We start from the raw sequence: 19,903 nt of genomic DNA, 5'->3' as shown, positions 1-19,903 counted from the left end.
GCGGGCCCACGACGCCGCCGACGACGCCGCCGGACCAGCAGAGCCCGCTGCAGCGCGAGGACGCGGCACCGGCCCGGACCTGGCTCGGACCGAGCGCGCCCGAACGCCTCGCGCTGCTGCGCCGCACGCGCTCCATCGCGATCGTCGGCGCGTCGGCGAACCCCTCCCGGGCGAGCTACTTCGTCGCGACGTACCTGCTGTCCTCGTCGCCGTACGACGTGTACTTCGTCAACCCCCGCGCGACCGAGATCCTCGGCCGCACGGTCTACCCGTCACTCGAGGCGCTGCCGGTCGTGCCGGACCTGGTCGACGTCTTCCGCAAGCACGACGACCTGCCGACGGTCCTCGACGAGACGCTCGCCGTCGGCGCGAAGGCGCTGTGGCTGCAGCTCGGCTCCTGGCACGAGGACGTCGCCCGCCGGGCGCAGGAGCACGGGCTCGACGTCGTGATGGACCGGTGCGTGAAGATCGAGCACGCCCGCTTCCACGGCGGGCTGCACCTGGCCGGGTTCGACACCGGGGTGATCAGCTCCCGTCGGGCGCTGTAGGACCGCCGGTCACCGGACCTGCGCCGGGCCACCACAGCGCCCGGCACAGGTCCACCCGCAGGCCGTCGGACGTCAGCGGGGTCCGCTCGGCGCGCAGGGCGGCCAGCGCCCGCTCGGTGTGCGTCACCGGCGGCCGACCGGCCGCGTTGACCACCCGCCACCACGGCACCCCGCCACCGGCACGCGACAGCACGGCACCCACCTGACGCGGCCCGCCGCGGGCGGTCGCGCCGGCCGCGACGAAGCCGTCCGCGACGACGTCGGCGACCGTGCCGTAGGTCATCACCCGCCCGGGCGGGACGGCGGCCACGAGGTCCAGGACCGCCTCCAGGTACTCCTCGTCCACCGTGGCGTCCCGTCCCTCTCGTGGCGTCGGCCGCCGACGTGTGTCGCCGGTCACGGGTCGGTCGCCGGCCGGTCCCGGGTCGGTCGCGGGTCAGTCGCGGTGGACCAGCAGCAGCGCCCGGTCGTCGGAGTCCCCGGTGCCGACGCCGTCGAGCAGCGCCTCGGCGCCGCCCTGACCCGTCGCCACCACGCGCTCGGCGACCCCGAGCAGCCGGTCGATCCCCAGCTCCAGGTCCGAGCCCGGGGTCTCCACCATGCCGTCGGTGTACAGCATGAGCAGGTCACCGGGCAGCAGCCGGCCGGTGTGGGTGCGGAACCGCGGGTTCGCGACGATGCCGAGCGCCGGACCGCCGACCGTCTCCAGGACCTCGAAGACGCCCGAGCCGGCATGCCGCTGCACGGCGGGCGGGTGCCCCGCACCGGCGATCCAGTAGTCGCCGGTCGCCGGGTCGACCGCGAGGTGCACGGCCGTGGCGAACCCCTCGTCCCAGTCCTGCCGGAGCAGGTAGTCGTTGGCGGCGGCGAGGAACCTGTCGCGTGGCATCGCGCCCAGGAGCCCGCCGAACGCGCCCGAGAGCAGCAGCGACCGGACGCCGGCGTCCTGCCCCTTGCCGGAGACGTCGACCAGGACGATCTCCAGCAGCCCGCCGGCGGCGGCGCGGGAGGCGACGAAGAAGTCGCCGGAGAAGGCCTCGCCGTAGGCGGACCGCAGCGCGTGGTCGACCCGCCACCCCGCCGGCAGCGCGGGCACCCGCCCGTGCGCCTCGAGGCGGTCCCGCAGGTCGACGAGCATGACGCCGCCGGACGCCCCGCGCAGGCCGAGCCGCTCGTTGCGGCGCGCGAACTGGACCACCGAGGCGAGCGCCACGGCCTCGACGAGCGCGACCCCGGGGAGCAGCCGGCCCAGCCCGCTCACGTGCAGCACGAGCACCTCGGCGGCGATCAGCCCGCACACGATCAGCGTCCCGCGCAGCCGCAGCAGGTAGCCCGCCACCAGCATGAGCAGGATCATCGTGGACGGCGGCACCCAGGAGCGGGCCACCACGGTCCCGACCGCCACCAGCCCGCTGGCCACCACGAGCAGGACGGTCAGCACCGTCTGCCGGGACACCCCGGCGCGCACCAGCCACGCGGGGAGCCGGCGCACCAGCTGCGAGCGTCGCGGGCCGGCGAACCCCAGGGTGGTCACGTCGCGAGGGTACCCAGAGGCCACCCCCGGTCGGGACGGGACGCCCGCGGCACCATCACGTGGGCGACCAGGACCACCACAATGGCGGCATGACCACAGGCGGCGCGGGCCACGGCGGCATGACGACACTCCCGGACGGGTACCGGCTCGTCGACGTGGGCGAGCGGCGGGAGGAGTTCCTGGACGTGGACCGGCTCGCGTTCGGGTTCGCGTCCGACCCGGAGGTCGACGCCGCCGTCCCGGTCACCCTCGACTGGTCGCGTGCCGTCGGCGTCGAGGGACCCGACGGTCGGCTCGCCGCGGTGCACGCGTCCTTCCCGTTCGCGATGCCCGTCCCGGGCGGGACCGTGGCCACCGCCGGGCTCACCTGGGTCGGCGTCCGGCCCGATCACCGTCGCCGTGGCCTGCTCAGCGCGATGATCACCGAGCACCTGGACCGCACCGCCCGGCGCGGCGAGCCGGTGTCCGCGCTGTTCGCCGCGGAGGCCGCGATCTACGGCCGGTTCGGCTACGGCGGCGCGGCTGACGCGCTGCACCTCACCCTCCCGCGCGGCGCCGCCCTGCGGCCGGTTCCGGGGTCGGCCGAGCTCGACCTGCGCCTGGAGCCGCTCGACCCCGCGGTGCACGACGACGTCGTGCACGCGGTGCACGCGGCGGCGGGTGCGGGGCGCCCGGGGTGGATCCTGCGCGACACCGACGTGCTGCGCCGCCGGCACCTGGTCGACCCGCCCGCGTGGCGGCAGGGCGGTGAGCCGCTGCGGGTCGTCACCGTCGCCGACGGCCGGGACGTGCGCGGCTACGCGCTGTTGCGGCGGGTGGAGCGGTGGGAGGACGGCCGCCCGCGCGGCGCCGTGCGGATCCGCGAGGTCGCCGCCGTCGACGCCGCCGCGGCGCACCGGCTGTGGTCGTTCCTGCTCGACCTGGACCTGACCGCGACCGTCGAGACCGGCATGCTCGCCGTCGACGACGCCCTGCCGCACCTCCTCGTCGACCCGCGCGCGGCGACGTCGCGCCTGCAGGACAACCTGTGGGTGCGCATCGTCGACCTGCCCGGCGCGCTGACCGCGCGCCGCTACGCCGCCGGGTTCGACGTCGTGCTCGAGGTGGCCGACGCGCGCCGCCCGTCGAACGCCGGCCGCTGGCGGGTCCGCACCGAGGCTCCCGACGTGGCCGGTGGGCACGTCGCCGAGGTCACCCGCAGCACCGACCCGGCAGACGTCACGGTCGACGTGCGCGAGCTGGGGGCCGCGCTGCTCGGCGGCCGCTCGCTGGTGGCCATGCAGCGGGCCGGTCTGGTCACCGAGCACCGCCCCGGCAGCCTGGCCGCGGTCGCGACGGCCTTCGGCTGGCCGTTCGCCCCCGTGTGCAGCTGGGGCTGGTGACCGTCCGGCGCGGTGCCGGCACGGTGCGCCGGTGACGGGTCAGCGACGCGCCTCGTAGGCGGCCAGCAGGTCGATCCGCCGCTGGTGCCGGGCGTCACCCGAGAACGGCTCGGCGAGGAACGCCTCGACGAGGGCCACCGCCGCGTCCGGGGAGTGCTGCCGGGCACCGATCGACAGCACGTTCGCGTCGTTGTGCGCCCGCGACAGCCGCGCGGTGTCCTCGTTCCAGGCCAGCGCGGCGCGCACGCCGGTCACCTTGTTCGCGGCGATCTGCTCGCCGTTGCCCGAGCCGCCCAGCACGATCCCGAGGGACCCCGGCTCGGCGACCACGGCCTCGCCGGCGGAGAAGCAGAACGGCGGGTAGTCGTCGAGCGGGTCGAGCTCGTGGGCGCCGTGGTCCACCACGTCGTGCCCGGCGGCACGCAGGTGCTCGGCGAGGTGCTCCTTGAGCTCGTACGCGGCATGGTCGGCGGCGAGGTGGATGCGCATGCGCTCATCCTGCCGCACACCGCACGCACCGCGACCCGGTCGCCTAGGCTGGCCGACGGCCTGGCGACCGCCTGCCACCCGCAGGTCACCGCCGCCGTCGGCGGGCCACGGGCATGGGACCCGGCACGCCACCGGCACCCGCCGACGAGGAGAGACCAGCACATGGCACGCAGCGGAATCGACACCACCACCCTCGACCCCGCGGTGCGTCCCCAGGACGACCTCTACGGGCACGTCAACGGTCGGTGGATCGCCCAGCACGTCATCCCGGCCGACCGGGCGATGGACGGCGCGTTCCGGGCGCTGCACGACCGCGCCGAGGAGCACGTGCGCGAGATCGTCGAGGACGCCGCGGCGCACGCGGACGCCCTCGCCGGCTCCGGGACCGCGTCCGGTCCGGGCGCCGATGGCGCGGACGAGGGCACCGGCGAGGGCACGGGTGTGGAAGCGCAGATCGGCGCCCTGTACCGCAGCTTCATGGACACCGACACGGTGGAGCGGCTCGGCACGGCGCCGCTGGCGACCGACCTGGGCCTGGTGTCCGGGGCGACCTCGCAGGCCGAGCTGACCGGCGCGCTGGGCGCCCTGCAGCGCACCGGCGTCGGCGGGGCGCTGGGCTTCTGGGTCGACAACGACGCGAAGGAGCCCACCCGCTACGTGGTGCACCTGTACCAGTCCGGCCTGGGCCTGCCGGACGAGTCGTACTACCGCGAGGACCGGTACGCGGCGGTCCGCGACGCCTACCGCCCGCACGTCGCGCGGATGCTGACCCTGGCCGGGGCCGTCGCTGCCGACGCCGCCGACGACGCCGCCGCGCGGGTGCTCGCCCTGGAGACCAAGCTCGCCGCCGGTCACTGGGACGTCGTCGCCGACCGCGACGCCGACCGGACCTACAACCCGATGACCCTCGGCGAGCTCGCCGAGCGCGCCCACGGCTTCGACTGGCACTCCTGGGCGGTCGCGCTCGGCGCCCCGGCCGGCGCGCTGGACCGGCTGGTCGTGCGCGAGCCGTCCTACGCGCAGACGTTCGCCGCGCTGTGGCAGTCCGAGCCGATCGAGGACTGGCAGGCGTGGCTCGCGATGCGCGTCGTGAGCGCCCGCGCGGCGTACCTGTCCGACGCGCTGGTCGAGGCGAACTTCGACTTCTACGGCCGGACCCTGACCGGCGCGCAGGAGCTGCGGGACCGGTGGAAGCGCGGGGTCGCGCTCGTGCAGGCCGTGCTCGGCGAGGCCGTCGGCAAGGTCTACGTCGAGCGGCACTTCCCGCCGTCGCACAAGGAGCGGATGGCGCGTCTCGTCGAGACGCTCGTCGAGGCCTACCGGGAGTCCATCACCGGCCTGGACTGGATGGGCGAGGGCACCAAGGTCAAGGCCCTGGCCAAGCTGGACGCGTTCACCCCCAAGATCGGGTACCCGGTGCGGTGGCGCGACTACTCCGCGCTCGTGATCGCGCCGGACGACCTGGTCGGCAACGTCCGGCGGGCGTCCGCGTTCGAGCAGGACCGCGAGCTGGCCAAGATCGGCACGCCGATCGACCGCGACGAGTGGTTCATGACGCCGCAGACGGTCAACGCCTACTACAACCCGGGCATGAACGAGATCGTCTTCCCGGCGGCGATCCTGCAGCCCCCGTTCTTCGACGCCGACGCCGACGACGCCGTGAACTACGGCGGCATCGGGGCGGTCATCGGCCACGAGATCGGCCACGGCTTCGACGACCAGGGCTCGAAGTACGACGGCGAGGGCCGGCTCGAGGACTGGTGGACCGCGGACGACCGCGCCGAGTTCGAGGTGCGCACCAAGGCGTTGATCGCCCAGTACGACCAGTTCGTCCCGGCGCAGCTCGCGGGCACCGACCACCACGTCAACGGTGCCCTGACGATCGGGGAGAACATCGGCGACCTCGGCGGCCTGTCGATCGCGATCAAGGCCTACCGGATCGCGCTGGGCACCCCGCTCGACGAGGCGCCGGTGGTCGACGGCTTCACCGGGCTGCAGCGGGTGCTCCTGGGCTGGGCGCAGGTGTGGCAGTCCACGGGCCGCGACGAGGAGGTCGTGCGCCGGCTCGCCACGGACCCGCACTCCCCCAACGAGTTCCGCTGCAACGGGGTGCTGCGCAACGTCGACGAGTTCTACACCGCGTACGACGTCGTCCCCGGGGACGCGCTGTACCTGGAGCCGCAGGAGCGCGTGCGGATCTGGTGACAGCCGCGCCGCAGTGACGGGCGGTGCCGTGACGGGCGGTGCAACATCCGGGTCCGCCACGACACAAGCCGGGCATGCTGCGAACCGTGCGCACCCTGCGGACCAGGGGCACCCCGGGAGCCGCCGTGGCGCTGCTCGCGGCGGTGCTGGCCGGCTGCGCCGGGCAGTCCGCCGGGCAGCCCGTCGGCGATCCGGCGGGCGGGCTGGGCGGCTTCCCGGCGTGCGAGGGACGGCCGACCCTGACCGCCGACCCGTCGCTCTACCGGGACGAACCCCGGTACGGCAACGCGATGGACCTGGTCGACGACGTCCGGGGCTGGGCGTCGGCCCAGCGGGGCTTCCAAGAGCTGTGGCACGACCGGGACCACCACGGGTGGATCCACGTCGGTGTGCACGGACCGGACGTCGATGTGGCGTCGCTGCAGGCGCAGGTGGCCGAGCGGTTCCCGGGTCAGGGCGTGGTCGTGGTCGCCGTCCCGTACACGCTCGAGGAGCTGCGGGCGGTGTCCGACCGGGTCGACGCCGCGCTGCGCGACGCCGGTGCCCAGATCACCGGTGGGTCCGCGCTGTCCGTCCCGCGCGGCGTCGTGTCGCTGCACGGCGTCGTCGGGTCACCCGAGGCCGAGGCGGCGCTGCGGGCGTTCGCGGGCGAGCCGCTGTGCGTCGACGTGGTGCCGGCCGACCAGATCGTGCCCGAGGGCGAGCAGCAGCCCGCCGGCGAAGGCTGGCGCCTGCTGGGGCACGAGGAGGGAGCCGGCGAGGCGTACGGCACCGGCGTCGCGTCGAGCGACGAGCAGCTCGCCGCGTTGTGGGAGCAGTCCGGTCTGCCGGGCACCGCCCCGGCCGTGGACTGGCAGCGCGAGATCGCGGTCTGGTTCGGCGCCGTCTACGGCAGCAGCTGTCCGATCCGGCTGGACGACGTCGTGGTCGACGGCCGGACGCTGCACGCCGCGATCGTCATCCCCGGGGCGGGACCGGCGACGGCCTGCACCGACGACGCGAACCCGCACTCGTACGTCGTCGCGGTGGAGCGCTCACGGCTGCCGCACGGGGCGTTCGTCGTCCAGCTCGGCCGCAGCGACCCGCCACCAGGGGCCCCGCGGGAGCGCACGGTGGTCGACGTCGACCTGTCCGCGCCCGGCGCCCGTGCCACCGACGAGCAGATCCACCCTGAGACCGACGCCGTTGCGACGCCCGAGCCGGCCGTGGAGGACGGGCACGCGGGCATGCCGCCAGGCGGTGCCCGCTACATCTGGCACCCGCGACCGCAGTGCGACGGCGTCGTCATCGGGCCCCTCGACGGCACCCTGTGGCGGCTGGCCGATCACGAGCCGGCGTGGCCGGAGCTGCCGGACGGGCAGGAGATGACGCTGCACCCGTTGGACGACGAGACCATGCTGGTCGTCACGCCGACGATCGAGTACGCCTTCGTCCGGACGCACGACAGCACGTGCTCCCCCTGACCGTGGCCGGGGCCGCCGGCTCCGTGACGACCTCGGCACCTCCCGTCGCGGTCGACCCCGACGGCGGCGACGTGCTGGGCCTCGCCGGCCGTCAGTAGACGACCACGCGGGTGCCGATCGGGGCGCCCCAGGTGTCCCAGATCCAGTTCATCGCGGCGTTCGACACGCGCACGCACCCGTGCGACGCGGGCCACGGCGGGATGGACGACGAGCCGTGCACGGCCCAGCCGCCGCGGAAGTACTTGGGCCGGTACATCGAGCCCAGCTCGAGGGTCGACTCGTGCATGCCGTCGATCTGCCGGACCACGGTGTAGTCGCCGGTCGGGGTGTACGCGCGCTGGGGGCGGCCGAGGGCCGTGTAGCGCTCGCCGTTGCCCGACGACGCGTTCATCGCCCGGGTGACGGCACCGCCGTCGACGGCGAGCACGAGCTGCCGGTCGAGGTCGATCTCGATGACCCGGCCCGTGGTCGTGCGGGCCGCCGGACGGGTGCCCGCGTCCAGGGCGGCGCGGGTGGCCGGACCGACGAGGCCGTCGCGGGTCAGGCCGGCCGCCTTCTGCACCGCCCACACCGCCTGCTGCGTCGATGCGCCGAAGATGCCGTCGGGTGCCGTGATGAAGTAGCCGAGCTCCGCCAGCCGCTCCTGGACCGTGCGCACGGCGGGGCCCTCGTCGCCGCGGCGCAGCACGGGCGGCTCCGGGGGCGGCTCGGGCGCCGGAGCGGGCGCCGGAGCGGGCGCGGGCGCCGGAGCGGGAGCGGGCGCCGTGGGGGCCGGCGTCGGCTCAGGGGTCGGCGTCGGTGAAGGCGTCGCGGTCGGCGTCGGCTCAGGCGACGGGGTCGGCGTCCGGCTCGGCGTCGGCTCAGGGGTCGGGGACCTCGTCACCGTGGGCCCCGGCTCCGCGGACGGCGTCGGCGACCCGGTCGTGGGCGAGGTCACCGGCCCGGCCGCTCCCGCCGGGCCGGTGGTGCACCCGGCGGCGAGCGCACCCACGAGCACCACCGCCGCCGCCGTCGCGCGTGCGCGGCGCCCGGTGGTGCGGTGCCTGGTGGTCGTCTCCTGCGCCGGCATGGTCGTCCCGTCCCTCCGGCCGGCCCCCGAGGGCCGGCGTCGTCGTCGGAGCGTGCGCTCCACCCTGTCCATGTCGCGTCACCCACGACTCTTGCAGCGCGCGGCGGTGGCGCCGGGCGCCGTCGGGCACCGGTACCAGGCTGACACACCGCGCCGTCGAGGAGCGGACACGGGGGCCCACGCACGGACGGACCCGGCCCGGCGGTGCACACCGTCGGGACGGGTCCGTCCGGCACGAGGGTCAGTAGGCGTCCACCGCGTCGATCTCGGCGAACCACGCCTCGCGGGTGAGGGTCACGGTGTTGCAGCCCTTGCGCAGGACGACGTCGTGCTCGACGGTCTGCCAGTTGCCCCACCGGGTGTGCGGGTACACGACCTCCCCGGCGTCGCGGCCGTTGACGGTGAGCGAGTGCACGGCCTCCAGGCTGTACCCGCCGCGCTCGGAGCCGTTGGCGTACCGGATGGCCAGCGTCGTGCGGCCGGACCGGGGCACGCAGACCTCGAGCGCGATCGAGCTGTCGGGGAAGTCCAGACCGCCGACGACCGCACCACCGGACGCGGCGGCGTCCTGACGGACCCGGGCGTTGGTGAGGACGCCGGACTCGGCCTCCACGCGGACCGCCTGCGACGGGTCGGTCACCGGCCGGGCCGGCTCACGCTCGACCCGTCCGTGCTGGACGTAGAAGGCGTCGATCTCGGCGAAGTACGCGCCCTTGGTCAGGGTGATCGTGTTGGCTCCCTTGTGCAGGCGCACCTGGACCTCCTCCACCGTCCAGTTGCCCCAGGTGGTGTGCTCGAACGTCACCGTGCCGGCGTCCTGGCCGTTGACGGTCAGCAGCCCGGTCGAGCGGACGCCCGCCCCGGCGTCGGTGGAGCCGTTGGCGTAGCGGATGCCGAGCACGGCCAGCCCCGACCGGTCCGCCTCGACCTGGAGGGTCACCGAGCTGTCGGCGAAGTCCAGGCCGCCGACGACCGCACCGCCCGACGCCGTGCTGTCGCCGCGGATCCTGCCGCCCGACACGACGCCGTCCTCGGCCTCGTACAGGTCGGCCGCCGCGGTGACGTCGAGGTCGCCGTCGGCGTCGACCGTGAGCCCGCTGACGTGCATCGCGCGGTAGCTCCACGTCTCGTCCCAGCCGTGGAACACGATGGCGAGCTCACCGCGCCGGTCGACGACGACGTCCTGACCGCCCGGCCCGCGCACCTGGCCGCCGAACATCTCCGACGTCATGAGCTCACCCTGGTCGGTGTACGGCCCGGTCAGCGACGACGACGTCGCGTACTGCGTCCGGTAGTTCCCGCCGAAGAAGTCGTTCGCCGAGTGGATCAGGTAGTAGGTGCCGTCCAGCGTCAGCAGGGTCGGTGCCTCGACCACGAAGCGCTCGGAGTCCCCGGCGTCGTTGCGCAGCAGCTCGACGGGCGGACCGGTCAGCGTGGTCCCGTCGCCGGAGAGGGGCTGGAGGTACAGGATCGCCGGCAGCGCGCAGCAGTTCCCGTCGGCCTTCCACAGCAGGTACAGCTGCCCGTCCTCGGCGTACGTGGCGGCGTCGATCGCCCCGCCCTGGTCGGCCGGGCAGACGAACGGCTCGTCCTGCGCCGTGAACGGTCCGGCGGGGTCCGTGGCGAACGCGGCTCCGATGCACTGCCGTCCCGACGCGGCGTCGCGCGCGGTGTAGTACAGCGCGTAGCCGCCGTCGACCGCCGCGACCTCCGGTGCCCACACGCACTGGTCCGTCTCTCCGCCGGGGGCGAAGCTGCAGTCCCCGACCCAGTCCCCGAGCTCGGGCAGCACGTCGGCGCCCTGCGTCCACCGGGTCAGGTTCGTCGACGTCGCGTACTGGACGTTGTCGCCGCCGGAGTTGGTGGCGTAGGCGTGGTAGGTCCGGTCCACCAGGAGGACGTCCGGGTCGGGGAAGTTGGTGTCGAGCACCGGCTCGACGGCGTCCTGCGGGGTGTGGACGGCAGCCGGGACGGCGGCAGCCGCGCTGGGCGCGACGGGCGCGAGGAGGCCCAGCGCGAGCAGGGCACCTCCGAGCGCGCGAATGCGTGAGGACCGTGGGGTCACTGTGCACCTCTCGATGGGACGACGGCGGTGTCGTCGGTCGGAGCGCCCCGCGACGTCGCGGCGCGCCGTCCTGCGCGCAAGCGTGCGCGCAGGACCCGCCCAGGATGGTGCATCGGCGACCCGTGCGTCAGCCGGTCCTGCGCCGGTCGTACGCGGTCGTGCGCAGGCCAGTCGGACGCGCGCGGTCAGAACAGCTGCACCCCGGCGCGGGCGAGGCTGAAGCCCGCACCGGACGGCTCGTGCCGGCAGGTCACGCCGGTGGTCTCGCTCAGGCAGGTGAAGTCGCCGACGGCCGTGGACTGCCCGTACTCGAGCACGGGCGTCCCCGGCGCGGCGGGCCCGGGCAGCGCACCGGTGATGCAGGGCGTGCTCGCGCCGTCCGCCGTCACGGTGACGATCGGCCCGACGGGGCCGGGGCACCCCTCGACCGTGACCGGCTCCGCGGTGCTGTCCGCGATCGTGCAGGTGGCGGCGTCCACGGAGACGTCGCACGCGATGTTGCCGCTGGGCGACGCGAAGGTCGTCGGCTCGACGCCCGGCTCGCTGGGCGTGGGCTCCGGCTCGCTCGGGGTCGGCTCCGGCGTCGGCTCGCGGTCGGGGGCGGACGAGGTGACCGACGGGGTCGGCTCGGCGGTCGGCGCGGCGCCGTCGTCCCGCCCCGACAGGTAGGCCGCCAGGGCGACCAGGGCCGCGAGCACGAGCAGCACGTCGACCACGATGAAGACGGTCAGGCCGAGGCCCAGACCACGCCGGCCGCGCGTCGTCCCGGTCGTCGTCGACTCGTCCATCGGTGGTCGTCCTCCAGCTGTGCGTCGTCGTGGTGGCGGTCGACGTCACGCCGTCCCCCGAGGTCGGCGGTCGTCAGGTCGGCTGACAGCCTGGCACGCCGGGCGGGGCTGGGCCACATGCGCCCAGCCCCGCCCGTGCTCTGCCCGTCGGCGGCCGGTCGGCGGCCGGTCGGCGGCCCGGACCGCTCGTCAGGCGAAGACCGGCCCCTGCGTGCGGGTGCGCTTGAGCTCGTAGAAGCCGGGGACCTGCGTCACCAGGTGCAGCCCGTCGAAGAGCGTGGCGGCGTCCTCACCCGTCGGCGCCGGGGTCATCACGGGGCCGAAGAAGCCGACCCCGTCGATCGCGACGACGGGCGTGCCGACGTCCTCGCCCACCATGCCGATCCCCGCGGCGTGCGACTCGCGCAGCGCCTCGTCGTACGCGTCGGTGCTCGCGGCGTCCGCGAGCTCGGCCGGCAGGCCGACCTCCGCGAGCGACTCGGCGATGATCGCCGCGGTGTCCCGGCGGCCACCGGGGTGCCGGCGCGTCCCCATCGCGTCGTACAGCGGCTTGACGACCCCGTCCCCGTGCGCCTGCGCGGCGGCGATGATCACCCGGACCGGACCCCACGCCTCGGTCATGCTCCGCCGGTAGTCCTCGGGCAGGTCGCGGCCCTCGTTCAGCACGGCCAGGCTCATCACGTGCCAGCGCACGTCGACGTCGCGCAGCTGCGACACGTCGTCCATCCAGCGCGACGTCATCCACGCCCAGGGGCATGCGGGGTCGAACCAGAAGTCGACGACGGGACGGGCCGGGGACGTGCGGTCGGTGGGTGCTGCGCTCACGGATGCCTCCAGGTGGTGCGGACTGTCGTGCTCGTGGTGTGGCTCGCGGCCATGCCGGTGGCCGGCGTCGCCGATGGGCCAACCCCCGCGTGCATGGGATGATTCCGCGGCAGCCCACCACGAAGGAGTCCCGCGTGCCCGCCGAGAACCTCACCCGCGACGAGGCCCGCGAGCGTGCCGCGCTGCTCGCGGTCGACCTGTACGACGTCACCCTGGACGTCACGACCGGGCCGACGACGTTCGCCTCGACCACCGTGGTCCGGTTCACGGCGACCGAGGGCGCGTCGACGTTCATCGACCTGGTCGCGCCGACCGTCCGGTCGGTGACGCTCAACGGCCGCGACCTGGACCCGGCCGAGGTGTTCGCCGACTCCCGGATCCGGCTGGACGGCCTGGCGGCGCAGAACGAGCTGCGCGTCGAGGCGGACTGCGCGTACACCCACACCGGTGAGGGTCTGCACCGCTTCGTCGACCCCGTCGACGACCAGGTGTACCTGTACTCCCAGTTCGAGGTCGCCGACTCCCGGCGCGTGTTCGCGGTGTTCGAGCAGCCCGACCTCAAGGCGACGTTCACGTTCACGGTGACCGCGCCCGAGCACTGGACCGTGGTGTCCAACTCCCCCACGCCGGACCCCGTGCCGGTGGCCGACGACTCGGCGCCGGTGGCGTCGGCGGTGTGGTCGTTCGCCCCGACGCCGGTGCTGTCCAGCTACGTCACCGCGGTCGTCGCCGGGCCGTACCACCGCGAGTCCGGGGAGCTGACCAGCTCCGACGGTCGGACCGTGCCGCTCGGCGTGCTGTGCCGGCGGTCGCTGGCCGAGCACCTGGACACCGACGCCATCCTGGACATCACCCGGGCGGGCTTCGCCTTCTTCGAGGAGCGGTTCGACCGGCCGTACCCCTTCGCCAAGTACGACCAGCTCTTCGTGCCGGAGTTCAACGCGGGGGCGATGGAGAACGCCGGCGCGGTGACGTTCCGCGAGTCCTACGTGTTCCGCTCGAAGGTCCCGGAGGCGACCGTCGAGCGCCGCGCCGTGACGATCCTGCACGAGCTCGCCCACATGTGGTTCGGCGACCTGGTCACCATGCGCTGGTGGGACGACCTGTGGCTCAACGAGTCGTTCGCCGAGTACGCCTCCACGCTGGCCACCGCCGAGGCCACCCGGTGGACGACGGCGTGGACCACGTTCTCCTCCCTGGAGAAGTCCTGGGCCTACCGCCAGGACCAGCTGCCCTCCACGCACCCGATCGTCGCCGACATCCGCGACCTGGCCGATGTCGAGGTCAACTTCGACGGCATCACCTACGCCAAGGGCGCGAGCGTGCTGCGCCAGCTCGTCGCCTGGGTGGGCACCGAGCAGTTCTTCGCCGGCGTGCGGCGCTACTTCGCCCAGCACGCGTACGGCAACACCACGCTGCGCGACCTGCTCGTCGAGCTGGAGGCGGCCAGCGGCCGGGACCTGTCGGCGTGGTCGGGCCTCTGGCTGGAGCAGGCCGGGGTCACGCTGCTGCGCCCGGAGATCACGACCGACGACGACGGTGTGGTGACGGGCTTCGCGGTCCTGCAGGAGGCACCGGACGAGCACCCCGTCCTGCGCCCGCACCGGCTGGCGATCGGCGGGTACGACGTCGTGCAGGACGGCGGCACCACCCGGCTGGAGCGGACCGTTCGGGTCGAGCTCGACGTCGACGGTGCCCGCACCGAGGTCCCCGACCTCGTCGGCCGCCCGCGCCCCGCGCTCGTCCTGGTGAACGACGACGACCTGGCCTACGCCAAGATCCGGCTCGACCCGCAGTCGCTGGCCACCGCCACGGCGCACCTGGGGTCCTTCACCGCCTCGCTGCCGCGCACGCTGGTGTGGGCGGCGGCGTGGGACATGACCCGCGACGGCGAGCTGCCCGGGCGGGACTTCGTCGAGCTCGTGCTGGCGAACATCGCGCACGAGACCGACTCCTCGGTGGTCCTGGTCCTGCTGCGCCAGCTCGCGACCACCCTGGAGCTGTACGTGGCCGACGAGCACCGGCTGGCGGCGTCCGCGGCGGCCGCGGACCGGGTGTGGGAGCTCGCCCAGGCGGCCCCGGCCGGCAGCGACGCCCAGCTCCAGCTCGTCAAGGCGTTCAGCGGCCGCGCCACGACGGCCGAGCAGGTCGACGTCGTCGCCCGGCTGCATGCGGGCGACGTCGTCCTGCCCGGGCTGACCATCGACACCGACCTGCGGTGGGAGCTGCTGACCGCGCTCGTCGCCGGCGGACGGGCGGACGCAGCCGCCATCGAGGACGCCATCGCCGCCGACCCCACGGCGACCGGCCAGCGCGCCGCGGCCGCCGCCCGGGCCGCGATCCCCACCGCCGAGGCCAAGGCGGCGGCGTGGGCGTCGATGGTCGAGGACGACGCGCTGCCCAACGCGCTGCTCGAGACCTCCATCGGCGGGTTCACGTTCGTCCACGACCGCGAGCTGCTGCTGCCGTACGTCGACCGCTACTTCGACTCGCTCGAGCACGTGTGGACGACCCGGGGCAACGACATGGGTCAGGACATCGTCCAGGGCCTGTACCCGTCGGACCTCGCCGCGCACCCGGACGTCGACGTGCTCGCGCGCACGGACGCGTGGCTCGACGGACTCGGCGACCGCCTGCCCGGCCTGCGCCGCCTCGTGGTGGAGAACCGCGACGGCGTCCGCCGGGCGCTGGCCGCTCAGGAGTGCGACCGCACCCAAGGCTGATCCGCTCGCGGTGAGCCGCCCTGCCGTGAGCCCGCGGCGAGCCGGCCGGGACCTGCTCCCCGGCCGGCTCGCGGACGTCAGCGCCGGTTGAGCGCCGCCACCAGCGACGTCAGCCGCGGGTTGTCGAACAGCTCGTCGACGGTGACCAGCCGTCCCGCGCCGTCGGCGAGCGGGACCTTCCAGTTCGGGTACTCCTCGTTGGTGCCCGGCTGGTTCTGCGCACGCCGCTCGCCGACGGCGTCCACCAGCGCGACGCCGACCAGCACCGACGGGGTCTGCATCACCAGCCGGTGCAGCGCCTCGACGATCTCCCGCTCGGACGGGTCCTCGCTGAGCAGGCCGCGGTCGTCCAGCAGGCGCAGGAAGCGGTCACGCTCCACCTCGGCCGCGCGCCGCACCACGGCCGCGGGCTCGGTGAGCAGGCCCAGTCGCTCGCGGATCGCGACGTGCTCGTCGGCGAGGTACCCGGCCGTGGGCGGCAGGTCGTGCGTCGTGACCGTCGCCAGGGCGAGCCGGCGATAATTCTCCGGCGGCAGCGGGCGGTCGTCGCGCTGCTCGAACCACAGCACCGACGTGCCCAGCACGCCCCGGTCGCTCAGGTAGTCGCGCACCCAGGGCTCCACCAGCCCGAGGTCCTCACCGATCACGACGGCCCCCGCACGCGCCGCCTCCAGGCACAGGATGCCCACCAGCGCGTCGTGGTCGTAGCGCACGTACGCGCCGTCCGACGGCGACGAGCCGTCCGGGATCCACCACAGCCGGAACAGGCCGAGGATGTGGTCGATCCGGATCGCGCCGGCGTGCCGCAGGACCGTGCGCAGCATGTCCCGGTACGGCGCGTAGCCGGCGCGGGCCAGCGCGTCCGGCCGCCACGGCGGCTGGGACCAGTTCTGGCCCTGCTGGTTGTACATGTCCGGCGGGGCCCCGACGCCGACGTGCCGGGCGAGCACCTCGCGCAGCGACCACGCGTCGGCCCCCTCGGGGTGCACGCCGACGGCGAGGTCGTGCATGACCCCGATCCGCATGCCCCCCTCGTGCGCGGCGCGCTGGGCGGCGGCCAGCTGCTCGTCCGCGACCCACTGCAGCCAGCAGTGGAAGGTGACCCGGTCCGCCAGCTCCTCGCGGGCCTGCGCCACGAACGACGACGCGGGGTCGTGCGCCTCCTCGGGCCACTCGCCGGGGTGGCCGTACCGCTCGCACAGCGCGGACCACAGCGCGAAGTCCTCCAGGCCCTGACCCTGCTCGGCGCGGAAGCGGTCGAAGGCGTCGCGACGGGCGGCCGAGCGCGGCGCGGCGAAGACGACCTCGAGCGCGCTCTTCTTCGCCGCCCACGCGGCGTCGCGGTCGATCGGCCCGGTGTCGGTCGAGGCGGTGCGGACCGGCTCGCCGGCCCACTCCACCAGCGACCGGTCGGCCGCGGACAGGTACGCCGTCTCGCGCACGTCCTCGGGACGGACGTACAGCGGGTTGACGAAGCGACGCGTCGTCGGCAGGTACGGGGACGGGCTCATCGGGGCGATCGGCTCGGCCGCGTGCAGCGGGTTGATCAGCACGAAGTCGGCGCCGCAGCGGTGCCCGGCCAGGCGCATGATCTCGGCCAGGTCGGCGAGGTCCCCGACCCCCCAGGACTCCTGGGACCGCACCGAGTACAGCTGCGCCATGAACCCCCACGCGCGCTGCTCCTCCAGGTGGGCGGGCAGCTCGAGGCGGCGCGGGGTCACCACCAGGACGCACTCCGCCGGACCTCCCGGGCCGTCGGCGTGCAGCGTGTGCCAGCCCAGCGGCAGGTCGGCCGGGAGGGCGAACGTGGCCCGGCCGGTCTCACGGCCGTCGACCGTGCGCGGCTCGGTGTGGTGGTCCACCTGCTGCACCTCCCGGCGCCCACCGCCGGACTCGGCCTCGAGCTCGACCCACACCTCCACCGGGTCGCCGTGGCGCAGGTGCACCGGCACCTCGGACCGCTCACCGGCGACCACGACGAGGACCGGCGGCAGGGTGCGCCGCCACGGCTCGTCGCGCACGTGCGCGAGCGCGACCTCGACCCGCTCGGGCGACGACGCGTCGACCCCCATGGCGGCGAGCAGGGCGACGAGCGTCGTCGGCGAGACCTGCTCCTCGGGGCCGGCGAAGCTCTGGTAGCGCGGCGCGATGCCGTAGGCCTCCGCGAGCTGTACGAGGGTGTCCGGGACGTCGTCGGTCGGTGCTGGCACGACGCCGATCCTGCCAGAGCGCACGGGGACAGGCGCGGTGGGTCCGGCGGCCGGTGCTGGTGCCGGTCCCAGTCCCGCTGGTCGGGGTCCGGGTGCCGCCGCGACTACCCTTGTCAGCCATGCTCGCCGCATCCGACGTCGTCCTGACCCTCGCCCGCCTCGCCGCCGAGCCGGCCCCGGACCCGACGTCGACGGACGGTCCGACGCTGCCGGACACCGAGCAGGTGGGTCGCTGGTTCGACGGGCTGGTCACGCCCGCGTGGCAGATCGGCCTGACGATCCTCATCGGCGCGATCGTGCTCGCGCTGCTGCGCACGTCGATCGCGCACACGGTCAAGCGGATCGTCGACGGCACCCCGACGGTGCACCGGCACGCCGCGGCGCTGCTCTCCCGCGGTCTGCGGCAGGACGGCCCCGGGCCGGACCCGAGCCCGCTGGGCGCCGCACGGCGGGTGCAGCGCGCCGAGACGATGGGCTCCGTGCTGCGCTCGATCAGCGGGTTCGTGGTCGGCGCCCTCGCCGTCGTGATCGTCCTGGGCATCCTGCACGTCGACGTGGGACCGCTGCTCGCCTCCGCCGGCGTGGTCGGCGTCGCGCTGGGCTTCGGCGCCCAGACGCTGGTCAAGGACTTCCTCGCCGGGATCTCGATGCTCGTCGAGGACCAGTACGGCGTGGGTGACGTGATCGACCTCGGCGAGGCGGTCGGCACCGTCGAGCAGGTCGGCCTGCGGGTCACCCAGGTCCGGTCCCTGGACGGCACCCTGTGGTACGTCCGCAACGGCGAGATCCTGCGGGTGGGCAACATGACGCAGGGCTGGTCCCGGGCGCTGCTCGAGCTGCGGGTGCTGTCCGACGAGGACGTGCCCCGGGTGCGCAGGCTGATGCTGGCGGCCGCCGCGGAGGTGGCGGCGGACGAGGAGCTCGGGCACATGGTGCTCGAGGAGCCGGAGGTCGCCGGGATCGAGGACCTCACCGCGGAGGGCGTGATGCTGCGGCTGCTGGTCAAGGTCGCGCCGTCCACGCAGTGGCAGATCTCGCGCGAGCTGCGGGCCCGGATCCGCACCCGGCTGGCCGCCGAGGGCATCGACCTGGCGCTGCCCCGCCGCGAGGTCGTCGTCGAGCGCCCGTCCGGGTCCGTGCCGGCGGGTGTCAGCCCCGAGCGGTGACCGCGCGGGCCAGTGCCCGCAGGTCCGGGGCGGTGACGTGCGCGCCGGCGTCGCGCAGCCGGTCCGCGGCGAGCGTCGTCGTCAGCCCGAGCACCCGGCCGACGCCGGCGGCGCGCGCCGAGGCGATGCCGGCGGGGGTGTCCTCGGCGGCGACGAGCCCCGCCGGGTCCAGGCCGAGCCGCTGCGCGCCGCGCCGGTAGGGCTCCGGGTCGGGCTTGCCGTGGCGGCACTCGTCGGCCGTCACCATCGGCAGGGCGTCGGGGTCGACGCCGAGCCGTCGCACCACGTCCGCGGCCCAGCGCCGGTGCGCGGAGGTGACGACGGCGACCGCGAGGCCCGTCCGGGTGCAGGCGGCGAGCAGCTGCGCCGCGCCCGGGACGAGCACCGGCTCTGCCGTCGCGGTGCCGAGCGCCGCCACGACCCCCGCCGTGAGCCGGTGCGGGTCCTCACCGCGCCACGGACCGTCGAGCGCGGCGAAGACCTCGTGCGCGCGCCGTCCCGCGAACTGCGCGACGACGTCGTCGTCGACGGGCCAGTCCCGCTGCGCGAAGTAGGCGCGGAACGCCTCCCGGTGGACCGGCTCGCTGTCGACGAGCGTGCCGTCGAGGTCGAGCAGGAGGCCGGCGCCGGGACGGGTCAGCAACCGGCCGACGTCGGGCGGACCGGCGTCGGGCGGACCGGGATGGTCGGCCGGCGACGGGGCCGGGGTCAGGCCCACTCGAGCAGGGGCTCGCCCGCCCGCACGGTCGATCCCACCGCGGCCAGCGGCGTCAGCGCGTCGGGTGAGCCCTGCAGCGCGACGACCGGGCAGACGGGCGACCGTCCACCGGCCTCGACCTGGGCGGGGTCCCAGCTGACGACGTCGTCGCCGGCCGCGACGGTGTCGCCCTCGCTGGCGTGCAACGTGAAGCCCTCGCCCCCGAGCTGGACGGTGTCCAGGCCCAGGTGCACCAGGGCCGCGCGCGACTCGTCGGCCTGGATGACGAAGGCGTGCGCGTGGAGCTTGACGATCCGGCCCGCGACCGGCGCGACCGCGACCATCGTCCCGTCACGCGCGGGGTCCACGGCGAGCCCGGGACCGACGAGGTCACCGGCGAACACGGGGTCCGGGACGTCCGCCATCGCCACCACCGTGCCGGCGACGGGCGCCAGCACGGTGAGCGGTGACGTCATCAGCGCAGGTCCTCGATGTCCGACGCGAGCGTGTCCGCCTCGGGGCCGACGACGACCTGGACGACCTTGCCGGAGCGGACGATGCCGAAGGCGCCGGTCGCCTTGAGCCCGGCCTCGTCGACGAGCTCGGGGTTCTCGACCTCGACGCGCAGGCGCGTGATGCAGGGCTCCAGGTCGAGCACGTTCGCGTCGCCGCCGAGTGCCGCCAGGATCTGCTCTGCCTTGCTCATGGGTTCTCCTCCTTGATCGGCGACGACCGCCTC

General features: G+C 74.9%; 16 protein-coding genes and 1 pseudogene. 6 read left to right on the top strand and 11 right to left on the bottom strand.

The annotated features are described in order from the left end of the window. Window positions 1–47 precede the first annotated feature (47 nt). Window positions 48–548 (top strand): CoA-binding protein, encoded by a 501-nt coding sequence (locus Q0840_RS14560; RefSeq protein ID WP_298460696.1) that lies wholly within the window; start codon window positions 48–50, stop codon window positions 546–548. Here the strand turns inward: Q0840_RS14560 and Q0840_RS14555 are convergent. Together Q0840_RS14555 and Q0840_RS14550 are read right to left on the bottom strand one after the other, a co-directional pair. Then, on the bottom strand, window positions 526–894 hold the full coding sequence (locus Q0840_RS14555) for an MGMT family protein (protein ID WP_298460612.1): 369 nt from the start codon (window positions 892–894) through the stop codon (window positions 526–528). The two genes, Q0840_RS14560 and Q0840_RS14555, sit on opposite strands and share 23 nt — an antisense overlap. Before the next feature lie 90 nt (window positions 895–984). Continuing rightward, window positions 985–2,082 (bottom strand): PP2C family protein-serine/threonine phosphatase, encoded by a 1,098-nt coding sequence (locus Q0840_RS14550; RefSeq protein ID WP_298460611.1) that lies wholly within the window; start codon window positions 2,080–2,082, stop codon window positions 985–987. An 89-nt stretch (window positions 2,083–2,171) separates the two neighbouring features. Here Q0840_RS14550 and Q0840_RS14545 point away from each other — a divergent pair, with 89 nt between their 5' ends. Then, window positions 2,172–3,464, top strand: coding sequence for a GNAT family N-acetyltransferase (locus Q0840_RS14545; protein ID WP_298460609.1), 1,293 nt, complete (start codon window positions 2,172–2,174; stop codon window positions 3,462–3,464). A 39-nt stretch (window positions 3,465–3,503) separates the two neighbouring features. Here Q0840_RS14545 and Q0840_RS14540 read toward each other — a convergent pair whose 3' ends face one another. Continuing rightward, the gene (locus tag Q0840_RS14540; RefSeq protein ID WP_298460607.1) at window positions 3,504–3,953 is read right to left on the bottom strand and encodes a ribose-5-phosphate isomerase; all 450 of its coding nucleotides are present in this window, start codon (window positions 3,951–3,953) and stop codon (window positions 3,504–3,506) included. A gap of 162 nt (window positions 3,954–4,115) precedes the next feature. Here Q0840_RS14540 and Q0840_RS14535 point away from each other — a divergent pair, with 162 nt between their 5' ends. Both Q0840_RS14535 and Q0840_RS14530 read left to right on the top strand, forming a co-directional pair. Further along, window positions 4,116–6,158, top strand: coding sequence for a M13 family metallopeptidase (locus Q0840_RS14535; protein ID WP_298460605.1), 2,043 nt, complete (start codon window positions 4,116–4,118; stop codon window positions 6,156–6,158). A gap of 74 nt (window positions 6,159–6,232) precedes the next feature. After that, window positions 6,233–7,621: a hypothetical protein gene (locus Q0840_RS14530; RefSeq protein ID WP_298460603.1), complete on the top strand. Its 1,389-nt coding sequence runs from the start codon at window positions 6,233–6,235 to the stop codon at window positions 7,619–7,621. Window positions 7,622–7,712: 91 nt separating this feature from the next. On the opposite strand, the gene Q0840_RS14525 is transcribed toward Q0840_RS14530, so the two are convergent. From Q0840_RS14525 to Q0840_RS14510, 4 genes are all read right to left on the bottom strand, one after another. Continuing rightward, window positions 7,713–8,309 (bottom strand): L,D-transpeptidase family protein, encoded by a 597-nt coding sequence (locus Q0840_RS14525; RefSeq protein ID WP_298460601.1) that lies wholly within the window; start codon window positions 8,307–8,309, stop codon window positions 7,713–7,715. A 622-nt stretch (window positions 8,310–8,931) separates the two neighbouring features. Then, entirely contained in the window at window positions 8,932–10,755 is a 1,824-nt protein-coding gene (locus tag Q0840_RS14520) for a family 43 glycosylhydrolase (RefSeq protein WP_298460599.1), read from the bottom strand. A gap of 185 nt (window positions 10,756–10,940) precedes the next feature. Beyond that, window positions 10,941–11,543, bottom strand: a complete 603-nt coding sequence (locus Q0840_RS14515) for a hypothetical protein (RefSeq protein WP_298460598.1) — start codon at window positions 11,541–11,543, stop codon at window positions 10,941–10,943. 189 nt (window positions 11,544–11,732) lie between these two features. Next, window positions 11,733–12,368 (bottom strand): DsbA family protein, encoded by a 636-nt coding sequence (locus tag Q0840_RS14510; RefSeq protein ID WP_298460597.1) that lies wholly within the window; start codon window positions 12,366–12,368, stop codon window positions 11,733–11,735. 134 nt (window positions 12,369–12,502) lie between these two features. Between Q0840_RS14510 and pepN the strand changes: the two genes are divergently transcribed. Further along, complete coding sequence (gene pepN / locus Q0840_RS14505; RefSeq protein WP_298460596.1) at window positions 12,503–15,091, top strand: aminopeptidase N; 2,589 nt, start codon at window positions 12,503–12,505, stop codon at window positions 15,089–15,091. A 77-nt stretch (window positions 15,092–15,168) separates the two neighbouring features. On the opposite strand, the gene malQ is transcribed toward pepN, so the two are convergent. Further along, window positions 15,169–17,301, bottom strand: coding sequence for a 4-alpha-glucanotransferase (malQ, locus tag Q0840_RS14500; RefSeq protein WP_298460594.1), 2,133 nt, complete (start codon window positions 17,299–17,301; stop codon window positions 15,169–15,171). A gap of 119 nt (window positions 17,302–17,420) precedes the next feature. On the opposite strand from malQ, the gene Q0840_RS14495 reads away from it, so the two are divergent. Beyond that, window positions 17,421–18,467, top strand: a complete 1,047-nt coding sequence (locus Q0840_RS14495) for a mechanosensitive ion channel family protein (RefSeq protein WP_298460592.1) — start codon at window positions 17,421–17,423, stop codon at window positions 18,465–18,467. On the opposite strand, the gene Q0840_RS14490 is transcribed toward Q0840_RS14495, so the two are convergent. The 3 genes and pseudogenes from Q0840_RS14490 to Q0840_RS14480 form a co-directional block, all read right to left on the bottom strand. Then, a complete protein-coding gene (locus Q0840_RS14490; RefSeq protein ID WP_298460590.1) occupies window positions 18,451–19,185 on the bottom strand; it encodes an HAD family phosphatase in 735 nt (244 codons plus the stop codon). The two genes, Q0840_RS14495 and Q0840_RS14490, sit on opposite strands and share 17 nt — an antisense overlap. Continuing rightward, a complete protein-coding gene (locus Q0840_RS14485; protein ID WP_298460588.1) occupies window positions 19,176–19,640 on the bottom strand; it encodes a PTS glucose transporter subunit IIA in 465 nt (154 codons plus the stop codon). Before Q0840_RS14485 ends, Q0840_RS14490 begins: the two co-directional genes overlap by 10 nt. Beyond that, window positions 19,640–19,888 (bottom strand): annotated as a pseudogene (locus Q0840_RS14480) (glucose PTS transporter subunit EIIB); the annotation flags it as partial. The pseudogene Q0840_RS14480 and the gene Q0840_RS14485, both read right to left, overlap by 1 nt. Window positions 19,889–19,903: the final 15 nt, after the last annotated feature.

The sequence above is a fragment of the uncultured Cellulomonas sp. genome (assembly GCF_947494015.1).
In the GTDB taxonomy this organism is placed as follows: domain Bacteria; phylum Actinomycetota; class Actinomycetes; order Actinomycetales; family Cellulomonadaceae; genus Pengzhenrongella.
The sequence above is the reverse complement of the archived record's forward strand: the minus strand, read 5'-3'. Positions and strand labels throughout refer to the sequence as shown.

Bases quoted from the DNA above. Each gene is read 5' to 3' on its own strand.
- Q0840_RS14495 (WP_298460592.1), top strand. From the start codon at position 17,421: ATGCTCGCCGCATCCGACGTCGTCCTGACCCTCGCCCGCCTCGCCGCC.
- Q0840_RS14530 (WP_298460603.1), top strand. From the start codon at position 6,233: ATGCTGCGAACCGTGCGCACCCTGCGGACCAGGGGCACCCCGGGAGCC.
- Q0840_RS14540 (WP_298460607.1), bottom strand. From the start codon at position 3,953: ATGCGCATCCACCTCGCCGCCGACCATGCCGCGTACGAGCTCAAGGAG.
- Q0840_RS14535 (WP_298460605.1), top strand. From the start codon at position 4,116: ATGGCACGCAGCGGAATCGACACCACCACCCTCGACCCCGCGGTGCGT.
- Q0840_RS14485 (WP_298460588.1), bottom strand. From the start codon at position 19,640: ATGACGTCACCGCTCACCGTGCTGGCGCCCGTCGCCGGCACGGTGGTG.
- Q0840_RS14515 (WP_298460598.1), bottom strand. From the start codon at position 11,543: ATGGACGAGTCGACGACGACCGGGACGACGCGCGGCCGGCGTGGTCTG.
- Q0840_RS14545 (WP_298460609.1), top strand. From the start codon at position 2,172: ATGACCACAGGCGGCGCGGGCCACGGCGGCATGACGACACTCCCGGAC.